The organism is Edaphobacter sp. 12200R-103, assembly GCF_010093025.1.
Lineage (GTDB): Bacteria > Acidobacteriota > Terriglobia > Terriglobales > Acidobacteriaceae > Edaphobacter.
Window position 1 is genome coordinate 120,238 of sequence record NZ_CP048114.1, and the last position, 22,870, is coordinate 143,107.

A 22,870-nucleotide genomic window follows, 5' to 3' on the forward strand; every position below is an offset into this window, starting at 1 on the left:
CACCGGGCACTCAGCCTGGAAGGGGATATAAACGATGCGTCTAATGAAGGTAGCTCTCATTCTCGTAACGGTTGGAGTCTCTGCTGCGATAGCGCAGCAGAGACAGTCCGACCCTGCCTTGATCGCTCCGCGATTCGATCTCTCACTTGGCTACAACAACATCAGGGCGAATGCGCCTCCAGGCGGCTGTGATTGCTTTGATATGAATGGAGGGTACGTCTCTGCAGGATTTCATGTGAAGAACTGGCTCAGCATTGCCGGAGAGTTCACAGGTGGCCATGCAAACAATATCAGCTTGCTCGGCCAGAATCTCACCCTGATGACCTTCATGGTCGGACCAAGAGTCGCGCGCAACGGCCATCGTCTGGTGCCCTTTGGTCAGGTGCTCTTCGGCGGAGCACACGGAAGTAATTCTTATTTTCCGACATCCACATCAAGCACCTCCAGTGCATCTAGTTGGGCGCTCTCCAGTGGGGGAGGACTCGATGTGAACCTCACCCACCGCTTCGCCATTCGCGCGCTTGAAGTTCAATATCTCAGGACTGCTCTGCCGAACGGAACAAATGACGCTCAAAACCATTTTATGATCGGCGCCGGGCTCGTCATTAAATTTGGAGGCCGTTATGCGCCACCCCCACCGGCTCCCATTGTCGCCCAGCGCTCAAACGAACTTTCGTTCACCTGTAGCACCAATGTGGCCAACATCGATCAGGGACAGGTCTTAGAGATCATTGGCAACACCATGACCGAACCGGACAAACTCGACGTCAACTATTCCTGGTCTTCGAGTGGAGGAACAGTTCAAGGATCTGGACGGCGTGTAACCATCAATACAACGGGCATAGCTCCCGGCGATTATCGTGTGACTGGCCATGCGTCGCTGGTTTCAAGCCCCTCGACAACAGCAGAATGTGAGGCCGCATTCCGCGTCAATCAGCCTATCCCGACAGTAGCTGCGACTGCTCCAAGCCAGTCTGACAATGCTGATGACAAAATCTTCCATGAGAACGTGCAAGATGCTCTCTTTGATTATGACAAGTACGAGATTAGACCTGACGCCCAGATAGCGATCGATCATGCGGCGCAGTATCTAAAAGCGCATCCCGAAATACGTGTGCTTATTGGCGGATATTCAGATGAACGCGGTTCTGCTGAGTACAATCTAGCGCTTGGTGAAAAACGCGCGAATGCTGCCCGTAAGGCTCTTATTGCGGATGGTATCGATGCGGACCGGCTACAGATCATTAGCTATGGAAAAGAAGCTCAGGTATGCACCGCCGAAAACGAGACCTGCTGGCAGCAGAACCGCCGTGCAGCCTTCTCGCTTCATCGCTAGACTCTTTGGTCGGTCGTTCTGCATCTTGCAATTGTTGTGTCTTATTGGGATTAACGTGGGGGAATTCTTCACGTTGATCCCGAGAGGCATCCTGTCTTTAGAGGCCTGACTTGGGTTAGGCCGCAAAATCTGGCGGCCAAGGAGCACTTCATTGCGTATTCATTATCGGCAACTTCTTCCTATCGTAGCTCTTGCCCTCTCTACTACATGTTGTCAGGCAGCAGAGCTTTCCAGCGATGCCAAGGCAACTATTCCCAAAGATGTTCAGCAGCTCATCGTTGTGGACTATCGTGTCATGCAGAACTCCACTGCGGCGATGGAGCTGAAGGAGCGCATTCTGCCCCCTGAGCTGGAGCGGCTGGCGGTGGCCCTGAAGAATGCCAAGCTCAACGTTGACAAGGATGCCGACGTGCTCGCTTTTGCCGCTTTTCGCGGCCCCAACGCGAATGCGTCCAGGATCGTAGGCATCGCACAAGGCCAGTTTCAGACACAGGTTATCTTGGCCGGCTTTGCCAAAAGCAAGACCAAGCCCATCGTTTACCGTAACAACAATATTTATCCCATGGGCGCGGCCGGGATGAGTGTCGTATTTCTTAACCAGACAACAATGGTCTTTGGCGACAGATCAGCGGTCAAGGTAGCGCTTGACGCCCGCGATGGCATTGTCCCCAACTTTCTCTCCGACGTCGATATGGTCAACGATATGGGTGCAGTCGATAAGCGCGCTATCTGGAGCCTGCTGGATGCCAAGGGCACTCAGACCATGATGAAGAGTGTGCTGGGCGATGCTGCGCAGCTGGCCGATTACGATACTGTTCGCAACCGGATGAAGAGTTCGCGCTATACCATGGACTTTGATAACGGAGTCAAGTTTGATCTGGCTGTTGTCATGTCCGACACGATGACAGCGGCCACCTGCGCCACCCTGATGAAGGGAATGGTCATGATGGAGAAGACATCTTCCACGTCGCTCGAAAAGACGGTGCTTGACCGGGCCACAATCGACTCCAACGCGGGCACACTTACTGTGGACTATTCCTCATCGGATAGTGAATTCGCCAGCCTGTTAACCACGCCACTCTTTCAGTCCGTGGTCAAGTGACCATCAGAAGGAAGTCCGCAAAATGGCAGCTAAACTGGACTATCATCTACGTCCATAGCGCCGCGGGACGCAGACACTTTAGGAATTGAATGAAATTAGCATTGCCTCCCAAATCATTATTGAAGGCTTTCGGATAATTCCGTTCCTGGAGTCTCGGGGGGCAAAATACGTTCGGACCAAAACCTTCCTCCCGCTTGGATAATTCGATCTCCCTCGGTTCCAAACTCCTCGGCAACGAAATAAAATTGCAATTCCTTCTGCTTGGGCGAATCTCGCTCACCTAGCACCACAGTCTGGCTCTCGTTTTTCTCTTTTAGCCAGTAGTAGCCCGGTTCGGTTGGGGCCTTATTGCTCCACATGATGTTCTCCTTTGTGAGGCGAGTTACTGGACTTTTGGGCCGTTCCTTCCACACTTGACTAAGATGTCATGTGTTCCACTGCTAGGCTTTATTCACCGGGTGACTTCGATAGAAGTAGAACGATTTTGACACGATATCCAGAATCGCACGAATTTCCATTCAGTATTGATCTAATGCAACATCTAATCCATTGACAATTATGGAAAAGAAATGATCCAACGTCGAAGCAATACAAGGTTGAAACGGTATGACTATTTGGGTTTGATGAAACGACATACCTGAGAAGTTGTAGTAAATAGGGGATAAGTTGCGATATACGCTGGCTTACATGATTAAGGAATATAAGCGGCAACAGAGTTTTCCACTCCGCCTCTCTCCTCTATTCGACAGCAAGCCAATGATCTCGCGCACGAAGATGGGCTATCCCTCAACCACTTCATCAGTCTTGCAATTGCGGAAAAGGCAACGCGTATGGGTCAACAATCGCGCGTGTACCACCAGGTTCAAGCCAAGCACTGTTCAGTGGTCACTTCTCCCCTCAGACTCAATAGAAACGGTTAGGGATCTGCCTTCAGCACGAGTCGGTGCCACCAAACACCCATTCTCGCTATTAACTTCTGGATTGTCCTCAACTCGGAGAAGCCGGTAAAGGGAGTTTTGGTAAGAACAAAGGCAGAAGAACTCAACCCGACCGACTACTCGCTCTGAGCTAAAGACGGTTGGACTGATCCGCCACGGTCAGTCCATTACCCACTGATACCCACTGAAAAAGTTGGGGGCATTTTTGGGGCAAATAGCGCCCATAATGCCGGTTTTTGGCCACTCAGCCGACCGATAACTCTTTTAGAATCATCAACTGGCTACCTTTCGACCACCTTCACACGGTGGAAGTCGTAGGTTCGAATCCTGCTGTGCCCACCATACAAAATCAATCACTTACAGGAAAATTCGGCAACCGGTTGAGTTTCCGTCGGAACAGTTATGGGAACGCACATTCCTAACTGCACCACGACCGGTTGTGGCGTACGGCCGAAGAGCACAGCGGCTGCCTTGCTCTGCGCCCCCGTTTGGCCGGGGTCAATGCATGTGTGTAGATGTTCATGGCCGTCGTGTCGTGATGTTGGCGTGACGCATCAGTTCCTGTACCACCCTTGACGTCCTCCCCGTTGTCCTTCAGCAAGGTGGAGTATGTATGACGAAAGGTGGGCCAGCCGATCTGCTTCACGATGTCCGCTTTCTTCGCTGCTGGAGGCACTTGGTCCGCAGGCTTGTTGGGCCGCATGGGACGTTTGCCGAAGAGAGTTTCGCTGGCGAAAGTCCAGTCTTTGTCCTCGCCGTACGCGCAAAGACTATCGACATGCCCTACTCCGGAAACAGGTTTCATCCGACTCAGAAGCCGGTAGCAGCACTACGCAGAGGCACGACCTGGTTCTCGATCCATTCTGCGGTTCCGGCTCGACTCTGATCGCAGCAAAGGTACTTCATTGCCGCTATCTCGGGATCGAACTTGATGAACAATCCTATACAGCCGCTCTCAAGCGGTTGCATCCTGTCGGCATTTTTGCGTCCAATGGATTTTATTCGTCGCAGATCATGCGAGCGTCAAGGCCCATGCCGCCACTCGACGGTGCGCTGCAGGCTTATGAGTTGTGAATGAAACTAATATCTCTGCTGCGCAGCCTTGACTCCCGCTCTGCGACGATTCCTTTGCCTGGCATCGCTCGAATGCCCGATATTGATACCGATCAGATTAAAGCCATTTTGTGATGCGGCAGAGGTATTTACGGAAAGCCAAAGGTTTTTGCCAGGGTGGGTGCTGAACTGTCACTGTTTGAGCAACAGAAGCATGCCCCAAAGGACTTGTCTTTCGCCTGTTGACGCCGCCATGGTCGATGAGTGATTAGCCCTGTTATCGCCAGCTTGCAATGATGGCTTGCATTCCTCATGGAAGCTGCTGAGTGGTAAATTCCGGATTTTCATCTGATTCATAGCCGGCGGGGCTGAGGTCGCGGGAATGTAGCACGGCCCACAGCTTGAGAAGAAATTCAGGGGTGCGAGATGCGATTATCCTCCTTCGATTCACGATTGCAAAGCAGTTCTTGCATAAAGTGAGCATATGCTCTTCCTCCGTGACATCAGGATTGATGAGATGGACTGCGACAGTTACGTCTCTCTCATCTTTGTCGCATCCCCGACATCGGTACCGATCTCTTCTAAGCACACGCTGGCGGCGATTCGAAATCTCTCGCCGATTTGCCCAGTCTCTCGGCTGCATATCGCTATGTCCTGGCAGAGAAGTAATTGAAATGGGGGTGAAGGTTAAAAACGACATCCGAAACTTGCGTTGAGAGAAGCGAAAACCAAATGCGAATTCCATGAATGATCCTATTTCAGTTGATTTGGTTATAACGGGACAAATGCGAGGTCAGCTTCACCTGTCGAGACGCGCTTACCGGCCGCCGAAGGTGTAGGTCAAACTGACAGCAGGCTGGTTGGTCACCGTAAACATCCTAGTAACCGGAAGGTAATTCAGTGTCGGAGCGAAATCCGGACTCTTATAGAACAGCCCTCGGTATTCAGCTCTGAGACCTAGATGCTCTGTAAGGCGATAGTTCATTCCTACGCCAAAGACCATCGTTGGCCGAATCTGCTTGTTGTACCCATCCAGATGAGTGAAACGTACGAAGAACAGGCCGCCGCCACCGAATTGAGCAAAGGTGCTGAAGCGCCGATTCCGTGGGCCTTGCGCCACAGCTGCAACCGTCGTCTCAACAACATTGGTCCCGATCGACCCGCGTATAAAGTTCGTGGTTAGAGCGGTTGAGGACGTCGCCGATGGAACAAAGGCAATTCCAGAGGAATAGCTTTCCGTAAGGCGCGTATAGCCGACATTCACGTTGTAGCCTATCCATCGTGTGAATTGCTGGTGGAAGGTCCCCAGCACTCCTGCGGAAGGAGAGGCACTTTGAGACCTCTGCGTCGTGAAGAGACCGTCGCCAAATTGCTGCGAGGTGGTCGGGATACGCGCCTGCGTCAATTGTCCAAAGACGCCAACGGAGAAATCCATGTTTGAGACGGTATTCCTGCTTTGAGTTGGGTGTGGAGCTTGTGCGAATGCGCTGTCTGCCTTTGCTTGAATCAGGATGGACAGAGAAAGCACGACATAAAGAAATGAGACAAGACGAAATTGCAACGAAGAGACTCCTTTGGAACGCTCACCCATAAAGAGGAGTCCGGTAGATCAATCTACCCTGGAGAAACGGTTTTTTCGTGAACCACCATGCAAAGTTCATATAAGCAACTGAAGATAATATGGTTATGCTTAAAAAATATCGGTCGCCCTCGCTGCAGCTTTTCTATGAAAAATTCGCTCCGAAATTAAATTTCAAGAAACAGGGTAGATTCGCCCTCTTTATCCGCTCCTTATAGGTAAATGCAGAGACTTGGACCTCAGCGAAGCAAACGGGCGCAGCCAGTAGACCCTGTAGACATCGAGCGCTTGCTCAAGGCTCGATACAGCCAACTGCTGATCTGGGCGCAGAATCTGACGCGCGGCGATGTCAGTAGATCTCAGGATATCGTCCAGGAACTATGCCTTTATTTCACGTTGAAGCGACCGGATCTCAGTAATGTCGAAAACGTGGATGGTTATCTCTACACTTGTCTTCGCCACATCTGCCTTTCGAACCTCGCACGAGCCTCACGAGAGGCAGATCACCTCATAAGCATCGCCGACTTCGATTCCTTTGATTTCGCCATCAACTCCAAACGATCGGGAGATCCACTCGAACGCCAGAACGATCTCCGACGCATATGCAATTTCTCCGTCTGGCGAAAAGAGAAATCGAAGAGTGCCAGTTATTTCATTCTTCACTTCTTCCATGGCTACTCACGACAGGAGACGGCCGACCTGGCGCGCCTTCCCATCTCGGCCATCTACAACAAACTCAAGGTCGCTCGTCTGGAGATCAAATCTCATCTGGAGGACTCTGGTAAGCTTCGGATCGCTAACAGCATGGCGCCTCCTCCTGCGCCGCGTTCGTGGACATTACTCTCTGCGCCGGACCTCTTCCAAGAGCTGCGCGATGCGATTCTTGGCGCGCGCCTGCGCGCATGTCTTCCCGAGCTACAGCTACTTGCTTATTATGCTGCCGGGCAATCGGAACCAATTCCGTGTGCTCTCCTCTCCCACATCGTGAGCTGCGAGCGCTGTCTTGACCTTATTGACCAGTACTTTCAACGGCCCGGGCTGGCTGACCGCGAACCGCTGGACAGCATGGGCTTCGCCGGAGATGTCCCGCCGACACCTGTTCTGAAAGACGCGCTAGAGAACCACGTCTTTGAATTGCTGAAGCGGCGCTGGAAGCATGTCTATGAGCATCGACCGAATACGCTCTCCATTGCACACAATGGAAGTATCGTCGCCTCGCATGATGTCGTCTCTTCTCGAAGCACCCTCTCGGCACGAGTTGTTGCCCCGGAGCGGGATTCATTCATTGAGGTCTTCAGTGAACAGGACGTGCGATTGGCACTCTTATCCATAGAAGATGTGCCACCTGAAGGGCCATCCAGGCTGGAACAACGCATCCACTTGAGCGATTCGCGCTGGCTCGAAGTTCTGGTGACATTTGACGGCTTAGGACTGCATAGCCAGGTCACATACTATGATGAAGCTCTCATCTGGGATAGGACTCTCGACAAACTCGATACAGATTCTCTTAATTCTGCCGCAATCCCGCACAAGATAGCTGAAGTTTCACCCTCAAAAATGGGAGGCACCGCTTGGGACCAGATTCGACGCACTCTGCGAGCACTCACTCCAACGCCTGTACTGGCTTGGTCCCTGACGCTCCTACTATTCGTTGGTATGTCCGGTTATGTGTTGCTGCGCGACCAGAGGCGACCGCTGGACGTTACCATCGTTCTCGATCGCTCGATCAAAGCCGAAATAGTGGCGTCGCAAGGAACGACAGAGCATCAGCTACTGCGTGTCGAGGAAATCACTGCCAACGGAGGGATAAAGCAACGAGGCACAATTGAGATGTGGAAAGATGGGGATGGAGGCAGATTTATCCGTCGCTTTTATGACACGAAGCATCACCTTGTCGCAGCCGCATGGCACAACAAGAGCGGCACCCATTCCCATGTTGAGGATGATCAGAATCGGTCGAACGATCAAAATGAGCTTCTAGCATTTGGCCTCTGGCAGCAGGAGATCTCGGCGGTTGGGTTCCGGAAGCTAGGCGGTCAGGAATCGTTTGCCGCTACGGCAGATGGGTATGAGCTGACAACAGCGCTCCCGTCTAATGAAAGATCTCACTTTGTATCTGCAACACTTGTACTTGATAAGAACTTCCGGCCGCTCCAGCAGACATTAGAGGTTCGTAACGGCAAGCGGACACTTCGACTTCGCTGGACCCAGGTCAGCCTTGAGAGAACTGCTTCCGCATCCGTGCCTGACTCCAGGTTCGATCTAACCGATGCCGCGTCAGGCCCTTCAACTGAGCTCCGCTCGCCTTTCAGGCGGTCTACAACGAATGGCGACCATACCGGAGCTCGCATTGCAGGACTTCAGATCGCAACTCTCTACCAGCTCTACGAACTCAGTGCCGATGTTGGTCAGCCCATCGAAGTAGCAAGAACCGGCGATGGGCGACTCCGCATATCAGGATCAGTGGAAGATCCGGCTTTGAGACGGCGGATCGTGACACGCTTGAAGAAACTTGAAAACTCTGAGCTGCTTGATCTTCAACTAAATCAATCTTCCGATGCTGCGACTCCTCATACAAATCAGGCGCAACGCAGCAATACACTTCTATACGAGATTAAAGAAGCTAAGCCTGTTATTGAACCGTCTTTGCGTGCCTATCTTTCCTCTAAAAATATTTCTGAAGAGAAGTTGAATCCGACGATGGAACAATACTCGCGGCATGTGCTCTTGTCCTCCCAGCGCGCGCTCCAGGATGCATACGCACTGCATCGCCTTGGAAGCGTCTTTTCCATCTCGGATATGAGCTCTCTTGATCTCGCGTCGCGAAGACGTTGGGCGGAGATGGTAGGCAAGCACTCGGCAGACCTCAATAGTGAACTCAACAGCCTTTCGGAACAACTTCTGCCTATTGATCCTGCGTTTCACAATTCGATCTCCCCCCAGGCCTCACAGATAGAGAACGGAGAACAGTTCTTTCAAACGACGGATGAGCTTCTCCATCGAATGCAATACTTAAATCAGGTGCTTGGCATCTTGTTCACTTCAAATACAGCGTCGACGAATCAAGTGACGCCGCTTGACCTGCTCGAAAGAGGATTGAGTGCAATGCCTTTGAGTCAGGCAGCTCAACTTGATCGATTTGCCTCCAGGCTGAAGGCGTCGGAGAAGGCTCAATCAAAATCTTCCACTCCAGATGAGAACATCGGACAAGCACCTGAGCCGTGACTATGAAGAAAAGGGCCAGAATCATCGATTTAGTGTTGAGCAGGATAAAGAATATTCGGTTCTTGCTTCTACTCCTCACTCTGCGCGCCGTCGCTCAGGTGAGTACAGCGACCGTCGTAGGCACTGTTCAGGATTCTTCGGGTGCTGCAATTCCCGAGGCGCAACTCAGGCTAATGAATGATCAGACGGGCACCGAGAATGATTCAAAGACGGGAGGCGATGGTAGATTTCTGCTAACCGGAGTTCTGCCAGGCACCTATCGGCTTTGGATCCAGCGCGCCGGTTTTGCGACAACGCAGCTCAGCGGCATCACCTTGAATATCGGGGAGACGAGGGGCTTTCTCGTCCGCCTCAAGATTGGGCCCGTGACGGAATCGGTCACAGTGGATGCAAGTGGCATAACGCCCACTACCAACGATGCCTCTGTAACTACAGTCGTTGATCGCCGCTTCGTCAATACCGTCCCGCTGAATGGGCAGAGTTTTCAAGACCTGATCTCGATGACGCCGGGGATCGTCACACAAACCCCACAGGCTGCCGGACAGGGCTCTGGTGAACCGGGCGACTTCAGCGTTAACGGACAAAGTCCAAGTGCCAACTCCTTCTACATCGATGGAGTCTCAGCCAACCTGAGTCTCGGTTCCGGGCAACGAGGCTCGGCAATCTCGAACGCCGGATCCTCGGCCGGCTCAACGGCGCTGGGGACGACGCAGAGCCTAGTATCGATCGATGCATTACAGGAGATTCGCGTATTGACCTCAAACTACTCCGCCGAGTACGGAAGAACTCCCGGAGGGCAGTTTACTTTCGTCACTCGCTCGGGCACGGAACACTTCCACGGAACCTTCTTCGGAATGTGGAGGGGATATCAAATTGATGCACCGGATCCGTTCCAAAGCTATTTCCCAAGCCAAGATATAAACCACAAGTTCGCCCAGTACGACTTGGGCGGTACGGCCTCGGGGCCTGTTCGTCTCCCAAAAACATCATATAAATTCGATAGAACTTTTTTCTTCATCTCTTTCGAAGGGCTCAACCTGACCCAACAGCACCCGGCTTTCCCCTCCTTCGTCCCCTCCTATGACGTTCGGCTACATGCCGTCTTTGCCTCTCGCTATCTTGGTTACTTTGTGGGGCCGTCCTCCCCATACGAGCTACCTACTCCGGACGGCCATCTCAGCGGACTCTCCTTCGCAAGTGTTGGATTTGGCGATCCACAGCCCGCTGGTTTGAGCACGGCTAGTCTCCGAATCGACCATACGTTTACGCCAAAGCTGTCAGCCTTCACGCGATTTGGGGATACACCCAGTAATAGCAGCCAGGGATCTACACAATCTCAAATATTCACGAATCGGATTCGCACGCAGACAATGACGCTTGGGGTCAATTATCAAGCATCCCCAAAGATCAACTACGAGCTTCGCTTTGGCATTGCGAGAAACAGGCTAAGTACCGTGCCTAATCTGAATTCATTTGGAGTGCACTTCAATCAAATTTTCGGTCTATCTGACGACTGTCCCCGGGTGACTGCAAGTGTGACTATCGATGTCGTCGGGGTCGGCGGCAGCCGTGTTTCCTCCGATTGCAATAGCAGCTCGATCGCACAGTGGAACCTTCGCAATACCCTGAGCATTCAAACAGGCCAACACTTGTTCAAACTCGGATTCGATCAGAGGCACCTGGCCTCGCGTTTCACGCCGCCCGCACTCTCCGTTTACGCATACCTGTTTGACCGAAAGTCTATGATTGACGGAATCCCCTCCGAGATAACAATATCGAAAAACGAGACGGCGCACCCTGTCCTCAATCAGTTCTCCGCCTTCGTGCAGGACGAGTGGAGGCCGTCTCACTCTCTCACTCTCTCGCTTGGACTTCGTTCTGAAGCGAACCTTGCTCCGCACGCTTCAGACGGAAAGGATGCCTACACTGCAAGCGGCGACGTGGCTAATCCCTCAACGCTCACGATAGCTTCACGAGGCACGCCACTCTGGACGGGTTCCTGGTTCAATCTTGCCCCACGTCTCGGTCTCGCCTGGCTTGTGGGATCGCGTCCCGAGCGCGAACTGGTTTTGCGAGTCGGCGCCGGCGTGTTCTTCGACACAGGAGACCGTCAAGCCTTCCGTGCCTTCACCGCGGCAGGATTCCATTCGACGACCATCTTGGAGAACACACCGGTTCCTCTTACGCCCGACCTGCTGGCGAACGCTGCCGCGGCGACGTCTCTAACTCGTTCGACCACCTTCGTCTTTCCCCGGGATCTTCAGCTGCCCTACAGCCTGCAATGGGATGTAGCACTCGAGAAGGCGCTCGGTCGCAATCAAACTCTGACAGCCTCCTATATCGGATCTCACGGAGCACGGCTGCTCGAAGAACAGCGGAGATATGTCGCCCCGATGAATCCACAGCTCGGAGATATCTCCTACTTTCCGAACGGAATCACCTCAAACTACCAATCGCTTCAGGTTAAATTTCAACGCTCGATCGCCCGAGGCGTCCAGGCTCTCACCTCTTACACCTGGGCACACTCGCAGGACTATGGATCGACCGACCCGGCGTTCCCCCTCGTCTATGGAAACTCGGACTACGATATCCGTCATAACGCCGAGGGCGCCGTCTCTTGGGATCTTCCTCAACCAACAGGATTAATTTCAAGGTATGTGTTCGGAGGCTGGGGCATCGAAGGCCGTCTGATCGCACGTTCGGCCTTCCCGGTCACTCTCTTCGGCAATCGCTTGCTCGATCCCGTCACCGGCGAACGCTACTACAGCGGAGTCAATCGGCTGGGGAATCGTTCGTTCTACCTCCACAACTCTCAGTATCCGGGTGGGCGCATCTTCAACGGAGGCCAGAATGCTGCAAATCCTGCCTTCGTGCTTCCCCTGGAAGGAGAGGCCGGAGATGCACCGCGAAACATTGTTCGTGGTTTCAGCGCTATACAGGTCAATATTGGCATCCGCAAAGAGATCCGGATTTACGAGCGACTAACGGTACAGTTCAAAGGAGAGGCATTCAATCTCCTCAACCACCCGAACTACGGCTATATCGACCCCAACGTGACCGATCTGCTCTTCGGACAGTCGACCCGAATGCTGAATCAAAGTTTTGGCGGCAGCGGGGCACTCTATCAGCAGGGAGGGCCGCGTTCCGTCCAGCTAGGATTGCGGTTTATCTTCTAACACCATAAGCCGAATGGACACCGGTAAAGCTATTTACAAAGTATGTTGGTCCCCGTAATGTTGTTTGCGCCAGGGAAGAGCTTAGGCAAAGAGTTTTTCAGCTGTGCGATGGATTGATTGGGTCGGAATCCCCGTTTCTCGCCTTCGATGCTGGTGAAGGTGGCATCGAAACCCGTCATCATCGAGGCAGTGCCTTCCAGGTCCACGATGACGAAGGTCGAATGCATCGCGGCGTTCTCTATCGTGTCGATGATGGATTCTTCTGCTGCCGTGTCTATGATGGTCAATTTTGTCGGGGGCTGCCAGGCAAGGTTGCCCACTGGCTCAGAGCCCGGTTGGGATCGGCAATCATCGTCACAGTGCCACCATGGCTGGCCAGCTCGTTGGAAAGCATGCATCGCTACAGTGGATTTCCCCTCTTTTATTGGAGTGCCGTGCCCATCCCGAAATCGCAGGTGACGCATGACAGGCTTATGTGAAGTATTTTTCTACCGCTACCAGCCTGCTGAGGGCAGTCAAGAGGCAAGACGATACCGATGTGCCGTGGCGGAATGTTAGTCGATCCCCCGAGAACAACGTGTCGACTACCCGGCTCTGCGTTTCACGCTTTCGCTCCATACGTGCATGCGTATCAATCTCCGTTACTGTCGATAGCATTAAGACCTTCTTGGTCTTCAGAGCCTATAGAAAACAACAGGTGCCTTCCAGAAGATTCCCTTGGGGAGAAGAGCTTCGTCTTGTTCGAGACTTTGAAGTTGTCAGACGTGCTGCTGCGATTACGCGTGTGATAAGTACGATGCGCTACAACATCAGAATCATTTGTGCCTGATGAAGATTGCGGATTCTATTTGGAGGCTTTCATGAATAATGCCGAGACGACAAATGTTTGGGCAAGCCGGGTAGCTCGGATCGATCCCATCGGCCATGCATTTCTGCGTTATGGTTTGGTTGTAGCGATTGGATGGATCGCCGGTATGAAGGGCACAGAATATGAGGCCAAAGGCATTCAGCCGCTGATTCAGCACAGCCCGCTACTCAGTTGGGGCTACAGCATCTGGACCGTTCACCACTTCACCATGATCATTGGTGCTCTAGAATTAGTCATCGCTGCACTTATCGCCATTCGGCATTGGTTTCCTAAAGCCTCCGCCATGGGGAGTGTTGGATCTGTCTTCATGTTTCTAACAACTCTCTCGTTTATTTTGACCACGCCTGGCTGGGAGCCGAGCTTAGGAGGTTTTCCTGCTCTCTCGGGCGAAGTGGGTGAGTTTTTGATCAAAGATCTCGTTCTTCTCGGTGCAGCACTTTGGACGCTGACGGACTCACTTAAGGCGGCCTATGATCTACCGAGAGAGGCGTAGCTTAATCAAAGCCGTTGAGGTGTGTCATCCATACCACGCTATCTGATTAAGATCACGTCAAAAATATAGGAGGGGATACATGAAAAAATATCGACGAACCCCTGAATCGATCGCCAGCTTGTCGCCTGAACAATATCGCGTGACCCAGGAGAATGGGACCGAGCGGCCATTTCAAAATGAGCATTGGAGCAACAAGAACCCAGGGATCTATGTCGATGTTGTCTCTGGAGAGCCGTTATTTGCGTCTTCTGACAAATATTACAGCGAATGTGGATGGCCCAGTTTCACCAAGCCAATTGAATCAGAGAACGTAGTCGAAAAACAGGATGCCACTCACGGGATGATGAGAACGGAAGTCCGGTCGACTCATGGTGACAGTCATCTCGGCCATGTCTTCGACGATGGCCCGGCCGACAAAGGGGGGCTTCGATATTGCATCAATTCCGCTTCACTGAAGTTTATTCCGCTTGCTGAGCTCGAGAAGCAAGGATATGGGCGATACCTTCAGCTCTTCGAACGCAGCGCCGGGACGGAATAGACATGCCATTCGTGATTCGGGACAGTTCACTGCCGGCGAGTTTGAGGGCTGTCGCTGTAGGTTCAAACTTACATTCTCTATGTCTCGCTACAAACTTGCCCCGAACGGAGTATTCCGTCGGGGCAAATCTACGAGTGCTACTCTCCAGCTGGTCTCGCGAATCTTCTAGTCAGAAATCAACTTCGCTGAGATAGATCGAACTGCATCTGATCTGAGCTTTCGTGTTATTCCTGACCGCGCTGGCGCGTGGATTCAAAAAGAAACCAGCTCCTGCGTTGGGATTGATCGATCCAATTTTCGAGCAGGCTGGCCGTCGCAAGATCGTTGCTCTCATCGCAAATGCTGTGAATGGTTCTCATTGACAGGACGAGATGCTTTTCATCTTCGTGGAGTTCGCTGAGCATATCTGCGGGCGTTACGAATTCCGCGTTATTGTCCTGAAGGCGCTGCAGCCTGCAAACGTGTCCAATCGACCGCAGCGTCGTACCTCCGATTTTGCGCACACGTTCCGCAACCTCGTCGGTCATCGCAAATATCTGATCAGCGTGCTCGTCCAGCATAAGGTGATAGTCGCGGAAATGAGGTCCGGACATATGCCAGTGAAAGTTCTTGGTTTTGAAATACAGCGCAAACACGTCTGCAAGAAGTATGTTCAAGGCACCCGATATCTGCGTTACTGCTTCGGGCTCGATATCAGAAGGCGTCGCAAGGGGTGCCTTCTGCCTATTGACGAGCTCTGCTCTGCTGGTCATTCACTTTCCTCCTGCCAAGCAACCTTGTTATTCGGTGCGATATCTCGATGTACTGGAAATCTTCCGATTCGGGAAGAATGGCTTTGGCTTTGATTTTAGAGAGGCAAGAGAGAATCCGAACTAACGAAAAGTGTAGGTAAGTGGCCGAGAAGGTAGCTTACATTCTCCAGTGAAGGGACAAATTGAGGAGGCAATTCTCATGAAACTGGCATGGCACGACAACAAAGGATGGAGTCGATACCTTTCAAGCAAGTGCTTAATACCTGGAGGTGAACGATGAAGGCGATTGTAGCGACGGATCAGGCTGCGGGGATGGCAGGAGTGAAGCTAGTGGAGCTACCCGAGCCGCAAGCGGCGATTAACGATGTCGTTGTTCAGGTTCATGCGTCGGGATTCACCGGAGACGAGCTGGCGTGGCCCTCGAGCTGGACCGACCGAGTCGGCCGTGACCGGACACCGTCGATCCCCGGGCATGAGGTTGCTGGAGTGGTCACCGCTCTCGGCTATGGTACGACAGGGCTGTCGATCGGACAGCGTGTGTTCGGCCTCACGGACTGGTATCGCGACGGCGCTCTGGCGGAGTATGTGGCCGTCGAGGGGCATTACCTCACACCGTTGCCGGGCGACGTTGAATTTACTACGGGCGCGGCTCTCGTAATGCCGGGACTGACCGCTTGGCAGGGGCTGTTCGAGCACGGCCGCCTTCAGGCAGGGCAGAGCGTCCTCGTGCACGGTGCGGCCGGCGTGGTCGGTTCGATGGCGAGCCAACTGGCACGTGATGCCGGTGCATACGTCATCGGCACCGGACGCGCTGGGGCCCGCCAGGCGGCTCTCGACTTCGGGGCACAGGAGTTCGTCGACCTCGATAACGACACCCTGGAAGACGTCGGTGAAGTCGATCTGGTTTTCGATGTCCTGGGTGGCGACATCGCGAAGCGGTCTGCGGGTCTGATCCGCGCCGGAGGGACACTGGTGACCGTAACAGGCCCGTCAGAGACACGGCCCGCTAATGGCCTGACAATCGACTTCGTCGTCGTACCCGATCGAGCCCGATTGAGTGAACTGGTCCAGCGTGTCAGGGATGGCCGGTTGCGAACAAACATCGGCAAGGTTGTTGCCCTCGACGATGCTGTCGCGGCCTTCAATCGGACCGAACGGGTCAAGGGGAAGACGATCATCCGTGCACGTCCGTGAGGACTAGGACTAATAACCTACGCCGTATATTTTTCGTAGCTTCGTGAATAGTGCTTGAGCATCGGCTATGCTCAAGCACTACGGGTTAGAGGGCGAGCCGAGCTTTGACGGGGCAGCAACTCAGTGGCCGAGATCAAAAAAACCGGCAGGCTGGGCACAGTGCAGCGATCCTTCTGGAAAGCTAGATACCTGATAGTTCTGCGTCGTGTAGTCGCTCACCAGGGCATCAGGATGTTGCGTGCCGGCTGCTTCAAAAGGAGTGCGGGACAAGTGAAATACTCTGTCTTGTAGCCACTCTCTTCGAAGATGGCCAGATAAGTGCAGCTATGCAGATGTTGGTTCGGAAGGAGGATCAAGTTCCTCATTTATGCTTAGCAAGGCATGCTCTCCATCGGTCATCTCGCATCGATCGTTCGATATCCGGTGAAAAGCATGGCGGGGGAATTGCCGAAACAAGCATTGCTGAAGCCGTCGGGTCTTGAGGGCGATAGGCTCTATGCATTTCAAAGCTCCAATGCACCTCCAGGCATGCTCCTGCTCTCCGGCAAAGAGCGCCGTACCATGCTCGGGTATAGAGCCAGTCTGGCTGAGGATCACGTAGTCAACGTTGCAACCCCTACTGGGGAAACTTATTCTATCGACTCTCCACAGCTTCTCGAATATTTCCGGACGCATATCTCACGAACGGAGCAATTTCAGTTGATTCGATCAGAAGTCCCCCAAACGGACGTTAGGCCACTCTCGTTAGTTTCGCGTCAGACGATTACGCAGATCTCATCAGAGGTGGGACGATCCATCCATGAACATCGTTTTCGTGCCAATCTAATTCTTGATCTAGACGCTCGTCCTTTCGCCGAAGATGAATGGATCGGAAAGCGTCTTTGCATCGGCAAAAGCGTAATTGTTCAGATCAGCGACCGCATTCCACGTTGTCGCGTAGTAACTCATGACCCGGTCAATCCGGATTTCGAAGAGCCGCTCTTTGGCATCATGAAAACGTTAGATAGATTCCATCAAGGAAAAGCCGGCGTTTATGCCAAGATTATTCAACCCGGAACAGTGTTTGTGAATGACGAACTTCGAATAGTGAAGTAACGTCGCGGATCGCATCCAATGCAAACCGTGATAGGCTCGAGGTCATGAGCGCGAAAGATGATGCACTGATTATTCGAAACCTAATTCAGTCCCTTGAAGCAAACCTATCTGAATTGGATATTGAACTTGGTGAGGAAGCGCCGCTGGAATCTTCCCGTCTCGATAACGTAGAACGCATTTTGCAGAACGCAATCAAAGAGCTCAAGGCCCTCATCGAACCTGAAAATGATCTACCCTAATGTACTCATTGGGCGCATCGATTTGACGACACTCGGCTCAATTTAGAAGCATGTCGATTACGACTCCGCGGAATAGTCTTCTGCCAGAAGCAGATCTACGCAACGCACATCGTAACGGACGTACTTGGGATCACCTTCCGAGACCAAATCGACCTTACCGCCGTCTTCGCTTACTGCTTTCACGATAAGCCTCCCTTCGTAATCGTCCAAGCGGACATACTGTCCAATCTGAGGTGTCGGTAACATATTTATCTCCTTGCTTTTTCGCAATCACAGCAATTAGCTGTAAGTGATTGGTGCTCAATCACCAGGTAATAACTCCACTGTAACGATAGGCCATACGATCGCCCCACCACCTGTAGTTTTCTCCGGCGACGCCATGGAATCTTAAGTGCTCGGCGACGGCGGGGATTTCGCCAACTCTCGCGCTATATTTCAGTAAACAACAGCCCCCGATGCTGATCATCTGGGGGAAAATGTTGGAATCTTTAGGGTCGAGTGCGCCGATCTCTATAAAAGAGCCCTTCCTAACGCTGAGCTCCATGTTCTCGATACAGGTCATTTTGCATTAGAAGAAGTGGATCGGATTAGTTCGTTGATGCACGAGTTCCTCGGTCGAACAATAAACAGAAAATAAGTATTGAACGAGCTTGGCCAAGAATCTGTTTTTAAATTCATACCGAGAACAGCTACAAGCACACATCTTCATCGGTGCGTTCATTGTTGGAAGATATGGGGCTTCCGGTTCATAATCAGTGGAAAGATGAAGACGGGTGGCATGCAGCCACCCTTGCCGGTCTAATCCGGAACGAGTGGTTGCGTAATTTGCATGTGCCGGACCCATTCAGGATCGAGAACATTGAATTGAAGATTGAACCTATAGTCCGCGTGTCCGAAACTGACCTCAACAGTCTGATGAGTTCATTGGAGGTCAATGTAGTAGCACTGTCGGAATGCCTGGTGAGCCGCGGGAGCCGACTAGAGATGGCCGCAGCCAGCGTAACCGGACTGCACTACAATCTCAAAGGCATCGGCAAAATGCTAGTTCCTGGATTTCCACCGATCGAGCTCAAGCCCCATACGCTCATTATTCTTCCTGCGAATATGCCGTTTCGGATTGAGGCATGTGGCTTTCCCGGAAAGTCGATGCCATCTCCCGATCTAAAGAAGTTCAGCACGAGATCGTCTGGTCTCGTTCGCCGCTATACTGCTGGTGGTGGCGAACCCGAAGTAATTCTAATCTGCGGATTTTTTAGTGCGTTCTACGGATCATCAACCGATATGTTTTCTTCTCTGAGGGAGCCAATCGTCGAGCAATTCGACGAGACCGACCGTCTTGATGAAACTTTGAAACTCGCTATCTCAGAGTTAATCAAGCAGGAGGTAGGCTCTGGCGCGATGAGTGCAGCAGTGCTCAAGCAAGTCATTATCACGATCCTTCGCCGATCCTTGACCTCTCTGAATCTCTGGGTTGAACGATTTGCAATGCTTAGTGATCCGCAGATATCCAGAGCATTTGCAGAGATGGCCGCGCATCCCGGGGCCAATCATACAGTGAGTTCACTTGCTGGTATGGCAGGTCTGAGTCGCTCCAGTTTTATGGCTCGCTTTACAGACGTTGTTGGCGAGTCTCCGATGACCATTCTCCGCCATCTGCGTATGAGACAAGCCGCCAAACAGCTGGCGTCCAGCCAGATGCCGGTCGATCAGATCGCTCGTTCTGCCGGTTATGGCAGCAGGAGCAGTTTCATCAAGGCATTCCGAAAGTCTTTCGAATGTGATCCGACCGAGTTTCGCACTCAGGCGAAAACCAATGCCTTCATGAAACAGCCGTCGAGCAAGTGTCTTGCCACGACGTCGGAAGCGGAGGAGTAGCCCATTCCGCTTCATCTTGAAGGTAACTCCATACAAAAAGTCGACTAGCAGACTTCTCTGAATATAGCGTCCGCTGAAGATTCTCTAGCCAGGGCCTTCACGCTGTGTTGTGTGCTTCAGGTTGTCACATGCCAGATACATCCGGAATGTCGATCTCGACATCAGCCATATTGTTCAAGAAGTTAGTCATGGTGTACCGGGCCGCCAATGCAGTGAGCTCGACGATCTGCCCATCGGAATATCCGGCCTCCCGGATCGCCGCGAGGTCAGCATCGCTTACCTTTCCACGTGTGTCGACGATCCTTTTTGCGAATGCAGCAGCTGCAGCTCTTTTCGGATCACCTGAACTTCCTTCGAGATTGAGTGCGATCTCGTCATGTGCTGTCTGGGAATTGGTATAAGTAACGAAGCAGTGTGTGGCAACGCAGTAGTTGCAGCCGTTGGCCCTGGAAACAGCCAGCGCGACCGCTTCTTGTGTCTTGGTGTCGAGCGCATGCGACATGGTGGTCTGGAGGCCGACGAAAGCCTTCAAGGCAATCGGGCTCAAGGAGAGCAACCGGAGTCCGTTGGGAAGGAATCCCAAGCGCTGTTGTATTGCGTCGAGAATTTCATGAGTTTCGGCAGGAGTCTGTTCTCGCGCCGGAAGGTCAAGTCGTGCCATGATTCGAAGATCTCCTGTGAGGCCTATATTCAGATTAGAAGCCCGCAAGGTACTTCGAGTCCGTATGTTGCGTCCCAAAGTCCTTTTCGCTGCTCACTGATTCACCCTCAGAATCGATTAGCTTTGGAACGGAGGATCGAGCAGCTTCCGGAAAGTACTGCGGAGCCTCTCGTCGGTCAAACATGCTGTAGTCGCGGATGATTCTCACAGAACGCAGCCGCGCATCGTCTGGAATCGATACCGAATCGATGAAATCGGTAGCCGTGGGACCATCCTTAAACGTCGCTGTCAGGAGGATGTCCCCAGAATTCGAGACTGCGTCAAATAAGTCCCAATCAAGAAATCCATGGAGTGGCCGAAGGCCCAGCCATTCAGCGCAATCGGCAGGATTCGTCGTTTCCTTCCACTCTGAGGGACGTTTGGCGTCAATGAGAACCACTGCAGTCCCGGCTCCAACTTCGGTTTCGTCTAATCTCTGCTCCCGGAGTTCCATCCCTTCAGGTAACTGTGTGTCGTGTGTGATCTGGCCAACACGAAGACGGTAGTCGAGAAGAACTCTGCTGCGTCCCAACTCCTGGACTTCATGGTGCTTCATGTTCGTCCGCCACCGGACAACCGCCTTTTCGTCCTTCCAGTTTGAGAGCGAGAGTATCCAGCCTTCGCGATTCAGGTTGCGGTACCAGATGTTATCGACGAATCCTTCAACCTGGTCAAGCTCTTGTCGGAGCATTTTTGCGTACCCCAGGTACGCATCCCACTGATCAGGTTTCGGGTGAACTTCGAATAGGACCGAAAACATTTCCTGCTCCTCTCAATTGCGGATGAACGTGCTCGCTGTCATTTGCTCAGATGTCTCACCGAATCTGGTCGACGCCTGCTCTCTATAGAACACATGAGGTTGTGATGAGACGGCCTAAAGAAAAAATCAGGCATTCGGCTGACAACGTTAACAGTGCCAGTCATTCCCACAAATTCAACAATGCGATGGACTCCGTGACACACAAATCGGACTTCCGAGCGAGTTCCGTTCGGTAGGTTGAAAGTAGTGCGAGTGACCGCGACACCAGCTATCACATGGCGACCCGAACCCCAATCCCTTGGCGGCAATTTCGAGACAAAAGTTCGGAACCCGGAGATTTCAAGAAGGCCACGTTCGGGGGCGGAGCTACACCAGCGAGCAGATTACCAGCAGTCGACGATCTCTTCGTGATTGACCTGAAAGGCGAATATATACCCATGCCTAAGACTCGAGCATTTAGGGCACTTCATTCAAGAGCGGATCAGCCCTTGCTCCTTCCGAATATCTGGGATGTCGGAGGGGCCAAGCTTGCGGAGCTACTTGGGGCAAAGGCAGTCGCAACGACCAGTGCTGGTGTGTCCTGGTCTTTGGGTTATCCCGATGGCAACAAGTTGCCGATCGAGCGACAGGCACAATTGGCAAATGATTTAGTCAAGGCTGTAACAGTGCCGGTGTCCATCGATATGGAATCAGGCTACTCAGACGATCCCGTACTCGTTAGCGAGAATCTTAAACGTGTCCTGGATGCTGGCATCGCAGGAATCAACATCGAAGATGGTACGGGCGAGCCAAGCCTGTTAGCGAAAAAGATCGAAGCGATCAAGCGAACTGCATCAGCAATGAAAGTAGATGTCTTCGTAAACGCGCAAACCGATGTCTATCTTCAAAATTTGGTCCCTGACGAAAACAAGGCAGAAGAGACTCTTGCACGAGCGACCGTTTATAGCGACGCAGGAGCTGATGGTCTCTTTGTCCCGAGATTGAACGAATTGACGCAGATCGCCCAGATCACTGTTGGAACGAGGCTTCCCGTAAATCTTCTTGCGTGGCCAGGTCTTCCCAAGATGGCTGATCTCGCCAAGCTGGGAGTTCGACGCCTCAGCGCGGGCCCTGGTATATCGCAGATTGTATGGCAGCAAATTGCAAAAGTTACTGAGGTATTTCTCGCCACGGGAGATTCGGAGATGTTTGCTCAAGACTCCATGACTCGTGGCGAGCTCCAAAGGTTATTTGCCAACAGAGAAGTGAACTCGATCGTACCTGTAAGACTGCCCCTGGGTCACATGCCTGGCTTGTGCGGAGATCGTCGAAATCGCACCACCCTGGAAACAGAAGTGATCGTCAAAGAGAAATGCAAGGAGTTGATCCAATGCCAGAAAACATAGCATCACAACAACAAAGCGCAAAGCATCTTGCTGCACGAGCCGTAATGGCATATCGCGCGGGATTCCCAATCACGCTGCTTTCGGTTGCGAGTAGTAGCGAACGCACCAGCGGTATTGTGTGTGATTGGAAGGGGCAGCGCGACTCGTTCCACAGTGATGCGAAGCTGCTCGGTAGAGCCTTCGCCTTCATCTACATTGGATCGATTGTGGACCAGGGAATCAGCGATCCGATTTCCGATGAGTTGCACAAAGAACTCATATCCGATATGTCCAGTGCGCTTGAAGCGCGACAGACCGCGGTCGATTGGGGTGTAGTCGCCTCTGTGACAGACACGAATCCTTTTGCCCATACCGGATATAAGTTGGCTTTCCGCCTTCTGCGGACGGATCAGCCGCTGATTGAAGCTCTCACTCGCGAGCTGACGTCCCAGCGCACGATTGAAGGCGATGCTTTGCGAAAGTGGTTGGAGGACAATGCAGGCCCTTTCAATTTTGAGGAATTAGAAGCGAGCACGACGTACTGAAACAACATACGGTGATATCTAAGGTGGACAAGCCAAGG

22 protein-coding genes and 1 tRNA gene are annotated in these 22,870 nt (G+C 52.5%); 14 read left to right on the forward strand and 9 right to left on the reverse strand.

The annotated features are described in order from the left end of the window. Window positions 1–43 precede the first annotated feature (43 nt). On the forward strand, window positions 44–1,336 hold the full coding sequence (locus tag GWR55_RS00615; protein WP_238398800.1) for an OmpA family protein: 1,293 nt from the start codon (window positions 44–46) through the stop codon (window positions 1,334–1,336). A 151-nt stretch (window positions 1,337–1,487) separates the two neighbouring features. Continuing rightward, window positions 1,488–2,438 (forward strand): hypothetical protein, encoded by a 951-nt coding sequence (locus GWR55_RS00620; RefSeq protein WP_162400530.1) that lies wholly within the window; start codon window positions 1,488–1,490, stop codon window positions 2,436–2,438. Window positions 2,439–2,554: 116 nt separating this feature from the next. On the opposite strand, the gene GWR55_RS00625 is transcribed toward GWR55_RS00620, so the two are convergent. Next, window positions 2,555–2,797, reverse strand: coding sequence for a hypothetical protein (locus GWR55_RS00625; protein ID WP_162400531.1), 243 nt, complete (start codon window positions 2,795–2,797; stop codon window positions 2,555–2,557). Window positions 2,798–3,584: 787 nt separating this feature from the next. Between GWR55_RS00625 and GWR55_RS00630 the strand changes: the two genes are divergently transcribed. Next, window positions 3,585–3,718 (forward strand) — tRNA-Ser (locus GWR55_RS00630). 76 nt (window positions 3,719–3,794) lie between these two features. Here GWR55_RS00630 and GWR55_RS19165 read toward each other — a convergent pair. Next, entirely contained in the window at window positions 3,795–4,181 is a 387-nt protein-coding gene (locus GWR55_RS19165) for a hypothetical protein (RefSeq protein ID WP_238398548.1), read from the reverse strand. 80 nt (window positions 4,182–4,261) lie between these two features. On the opposite strand from GWR55_RS19165, the gene GWR55_RS19515 reads away from it, so the two are divergent. Next, window positions 4,262–4,450 (forward strand): hypothetical protein, encoded by a 189-nt coding sequence (locus GWR55_RS19515; RefSeq protein WP_370521424.1) that lies wholly within the window; start codon window positions 4,262–4,264, stop codon window positions 4,448–4,450. Between the two features lie 289 nt (window positions 4,451–4,739). Here GWR55_RS19515 and GWR55_RS00640 read toward each other — a convergent pair whose 3' ends face one another. Continuing rightward, a complete protein-coding gene (locus GWR55_RS00640) occupies window positions 4,740–5,174 on the reverse strand; it encodes a hypothetical protein (RefSeq protein ID WP_162400532.1) in 435 nt (144 codons plus the stop codon). A gap of 72 nt (window positions 5,175–5,246) precedes the next feature. Next, window positions 5,247–5,864, reverse strand: a complete 618-nt coding sequence (locus GWR55_RS00645) for a porin family protein (protein ID WP_162400533.1) — start codon at window positions 5,862–5,864, stop codon at window positions 5,247–5,249. 432 nt (window positions 5,865–6,296) lie between these two features. Between GWR55_RS00645 and GWR55_RS00650 the strand changes: the two genes are divergently transcribed. Both GWR55_RS00650 and GWR55_RS00655 read left to right on the forward strand, forming a co-directional pair. Continuing rightward, on the forward strand, window positions 6,297–9,233 hold the full coding sequence (locus tag GWR55_RS00650) for an RNA polymerase sigma factor (protein ID WP_162400534.1): 2,937 nt from the start codon (window positions 6,297–6,299) through the stop codon (window positions 9,231–9,233). A gap of 62 nt (window positions 9,234–9,295) precedes the next feature. Beyond that, window positions 9,296–12,409 (forward strand): carboxypeptidase regulatory-like domain-containing protein, encoded by a 3,114-nt coding sequence (locus GWR55_RS00655; RefSeq protein WP_162400535.1) that lies wholly within the window; start codon window positions 9,296–9,298, stop codon window positions 12,407–12,409. Window positions 12,410–12,438: 29 nt separating this feature from the next. Here the strand turns inward: GWR55_RS00655 and GWR55_RS00660 are convergent, their stop codons facing one another. After that, the gene (locus tag GWR55_RS00660; protein WP_162400536.1) at window positions 12,439–12,729 is read right to left on the reverse strand and encodes a hypothetical protein; all 291 of its coding nucleotides are present in this window, start codon (window positions 12,727–12,729) and stop codon (window positions 12,439–12,441) included. Between the two features lie 540 nt (window positions 12,730–13,269). Here GWR55_RS00660 and GWR55_RS00665 point away from each other — a divergent pair. Next, window positions 13,270–13,770, forward strand: coding sequence for a YkgB family protein (locus GWR55_RS00665; RefSeq protein WP_162400537.1), 501 nt, complete (start codon window positions 13,270–13,272; stop codon window positions 13,768–13,770). A 79-nt stretch (window positions 13,771–13,849) separates the two neighbouring features. After that, a complete protein-coding gene (gene msrB / locus GWR55_RS00670; RefSeq protein ID WP_162400538.1) occupies window positions 13,850–14,308 on the forward strand; it encodes a peptide-methionine (R)-S-oxide reductase MsrB in 459 nt (152 codons plus the stop codon). 224 nt (window positions 14,309–14,532) lie between these two features. On the opposite strand, the gene GWR55_RS00675 is transcribed toward msrB, so the two are convergent. Continuing rightward, on the reverse strand, window positions 14,533–15,060 hold the full coding sequence (locus GWR55_RS00675; RefSeq protein WP_162400539.1) for a Dps family protein: 528 nt from the start codon (window positions 15,058–15,060) through the stop codon (window positions 14,533–14,535). Between the two features lie 276 nt (window positions 15,061–15,336). Between GWR55_RS00675 and GWR55_RS00680 the strand changes: the two genes are divergently transcribed. From GWR55_RS00680 to GWR55_RS00690, 3 genes are all read left to right on the forward strand, one after another. Further along, entirely contained in the window at window positions 15,337–16,254 is a 918-nt protein-coding gene (locus GWR55_RS00680; protein WP_162400540.1) for an NADP-dependent oxidoreductase, read from the forward strand. 381 nt (window positions 16,255–16,635) lie between these two features. Beyond that, complete coding sequence (locus GWR55_RS00685) at window positions 16,636–17,349, forward strand: MOSC domain-containing protein (RefSeq protein WP_162400541.1); 714 nt, start codon at window positions 16,636–16,638, stop codon at window positions 17,347–17,349. A 44-nt stretch (window positions 17,350–17,393) separates the two neighbouring features. Continuing rightward, a complete protein-coding gene (locus GWR55_RS00690; protein WP_162400542.1) occupies window positions 17,394–17,588 on the forward strand; it encodes a hypothetical protein in 195 nt (64 codons plus the stop codon). Between the two features lie 57 nt (window positions 17,589–17,645). Here the strand turns inward: GWR55_RS00690 and GWR55_RS00695 are convergent, their stop codons facing one another. Continuing rightward, a complete protein-coding gene (locus GWR55_RS00695; RefSeq protein ID WP_162400543.1) occupies window positions 17,646–17,834 on the reverse strand; it encodes a hypothetical protein in 189 nt (62 codons plus the stop codon). Between the two features lie 465 nt (window positions 17,835–18,299). Between GWR55_RS00695 and GWR55_RS00700 the strand changes: the two genes are divergently transcribed. Next, entirely contained in the window at window positions 18,300–19,463 is a 1,164-nt protein-coding gene (locus tag GWR55_RS00700; protein WP_304487092.1) for an AraC family transcriptional regulator, read from the forward strand. A 124-nt stretch (window positions 19,464–19,587) separates the two neighbouring features. Here GWR55_RS00700 and GWR55_RS00705 read toward each other — a convergent pair whose 3' ends face one another. Both GWR55_RS00705 and GWR55_RS00710 read right to left on the reverse strand, forming a co-directional pair. Next, a complete protein-coding gene (locus tag GWR55_RS00705) occupies window positions 19,588–20,124 on the reverse strand; it encodes a carboxymuconolactone decarboxylase family protein (protein WP_162400544.1) in 537 nt (178 codons plus the stop codon). Between the two features lie 34 nt (window positions 20,125–20,158). Next, entirely contained in the window at window positions 20,159–20,923 is a 765-nt protein-coding gene (locus GWR55_RS00710; protein WP_162400545.1) for an antibiotic biosynthesis monooxygenase, read from the reverse strand. Between the two features lie 407 nt (window positions 20,924–21,330). Between GWR55_RS00710 and GWR55_RS00715 the strand changes: the two genes are divergently transcribed. Together GWR55_RS00715 and GWR55_RS00720 are read left to right on the forward strand one after the other, a co-directional pair. Next, complete coding sequence (locus GWR55_RS00715) at window positions 21,331–22,308, forward strand: isocitrate lyase/phosphoenolpyruvate mutase family protein (RefSeq protein WP_202925553.1); 978 nt, start codon at window positions 21,331–21,333, stop codon at window positions 22,306–22,308. Further along, window positions 22,293–22,832 carry a hypothetical protein gene (locus GWR55_RS00720; RefSeq protein ID WP_162400546.1) on the forward strand — a complete coding sequence of 180 codons (540 nt, stop codon included), beginning with the start codon at window positions 22,293–22,295 and terminating at the stop codon, window positions 22,830–22,832. The genes GWR55_RS00715 and GWR55_RS00720 overlap by 16 nt, the downstream gene beginning before the upstream one ends. Window positions 22,833–22,870: the final 38 nt, after the last annotated feature.

Coding starts and splice junctions, on each gene's coding strand:
- GWR55_RS00615 (WP_238398800.1), top strand. CDS start 44: ATGAAGGTAGCTCTCATTCTCGTAACGGTTGGAGTCTCTGCTGCGATA.
- GWR55_RS00625 (WP_162400531.1), bottom strand. CDS start 2,797: ATGTGGAGCAATAAGGCCCCAACCGAACCGGGCTACTACTGGCTAAAA.
- GWR55_RS19165 (WP_238398548.1), bottom strand. CDS start 4,181: ATGAAACCTGTTTCCGGAGTAGGGCATGTCGATAGTCTTTGCGCGTAC.
- GWR55_RS00640 (WP_162400532.1), bottom strand. CDS start 5,174: ATGGAATTCGCATTTGGTTTTCGCTTCTCTCAACGCAAGTTTCGGATG.
- GWR55_RS00645 (WP_162400533.1), bottom strand. CDS start 5,864: ATGGATTTCTCCGTTGGCGTCTTTGGACAATTGACGCAGGCGCGTATC.
- GWR55_RS00665 (WP_162400537.1), top strand. CDS start 13,270: ATGAATAATGCCGAGACGACAAATGTTTGGGCAAGCCGGGTAGCTCGG.
- msrB (WP_162400538.1), top strand. CDS start 13,850: ATGAAAAAATATCGACGAACCCCTGAATCGATCGCCAGCTTGTCGCCT.
- GWR55_RS00675 (WP_162400539.1), bottom strand. CDS start 15,060: ATGACCAGCAGAGCAGAGCTCGTCAATAGGCAGAAGGCACCCCTTGCG.
- GWR55_RS00680 (WP_162400540.1), top strand. CDS start 15,337: ATGAAGGCGATTGTAGCGACGGATCAGGCTGCGGGGATGGCAGGAGTG.
- GWR55_RS00685 (WP_162400541.1), top strand. CDS start 16,636: ATGCTCTCCATCGGTCATCTCGCATCGATCGTTCGATATCCGGTGAAA.
- GWR55_RS00690 (WP_162400542.1), top strand. CDS start 17,394: ATGAGCGCGAAAGATGATGCACTGATTATTCGAAACCTAATTCAGTCC.
- GWR55_RS00695 (WP_162400543.1), bottom strand. CDS start 17,834: ATGTTACCGACACCTCAGATTGGACAGTATGTCCGCTTGGACGATTAC.
- GWR55_RS00705 (WP_162400544.1), bottom strand. CDS start 20,124: ATGGCACGACTTGACCTTCCGGCGCGAGAACAGACTCCTGCCGAAACT.
- GWR55_RS00710 (WP_162400545.1), bottom strand. CDS start 20,923: ATGTTTTCGGTCCTATTCGAAGTTCACCCGAAACCTGATCAGTGGGAT.
- GWR55_RS00720 (WP_162400546.1), top strand. CDS start 22,293: ATGCCAGAAAACATAGCATCACAACAACAAAGCGCAAAGCATCTTGCT.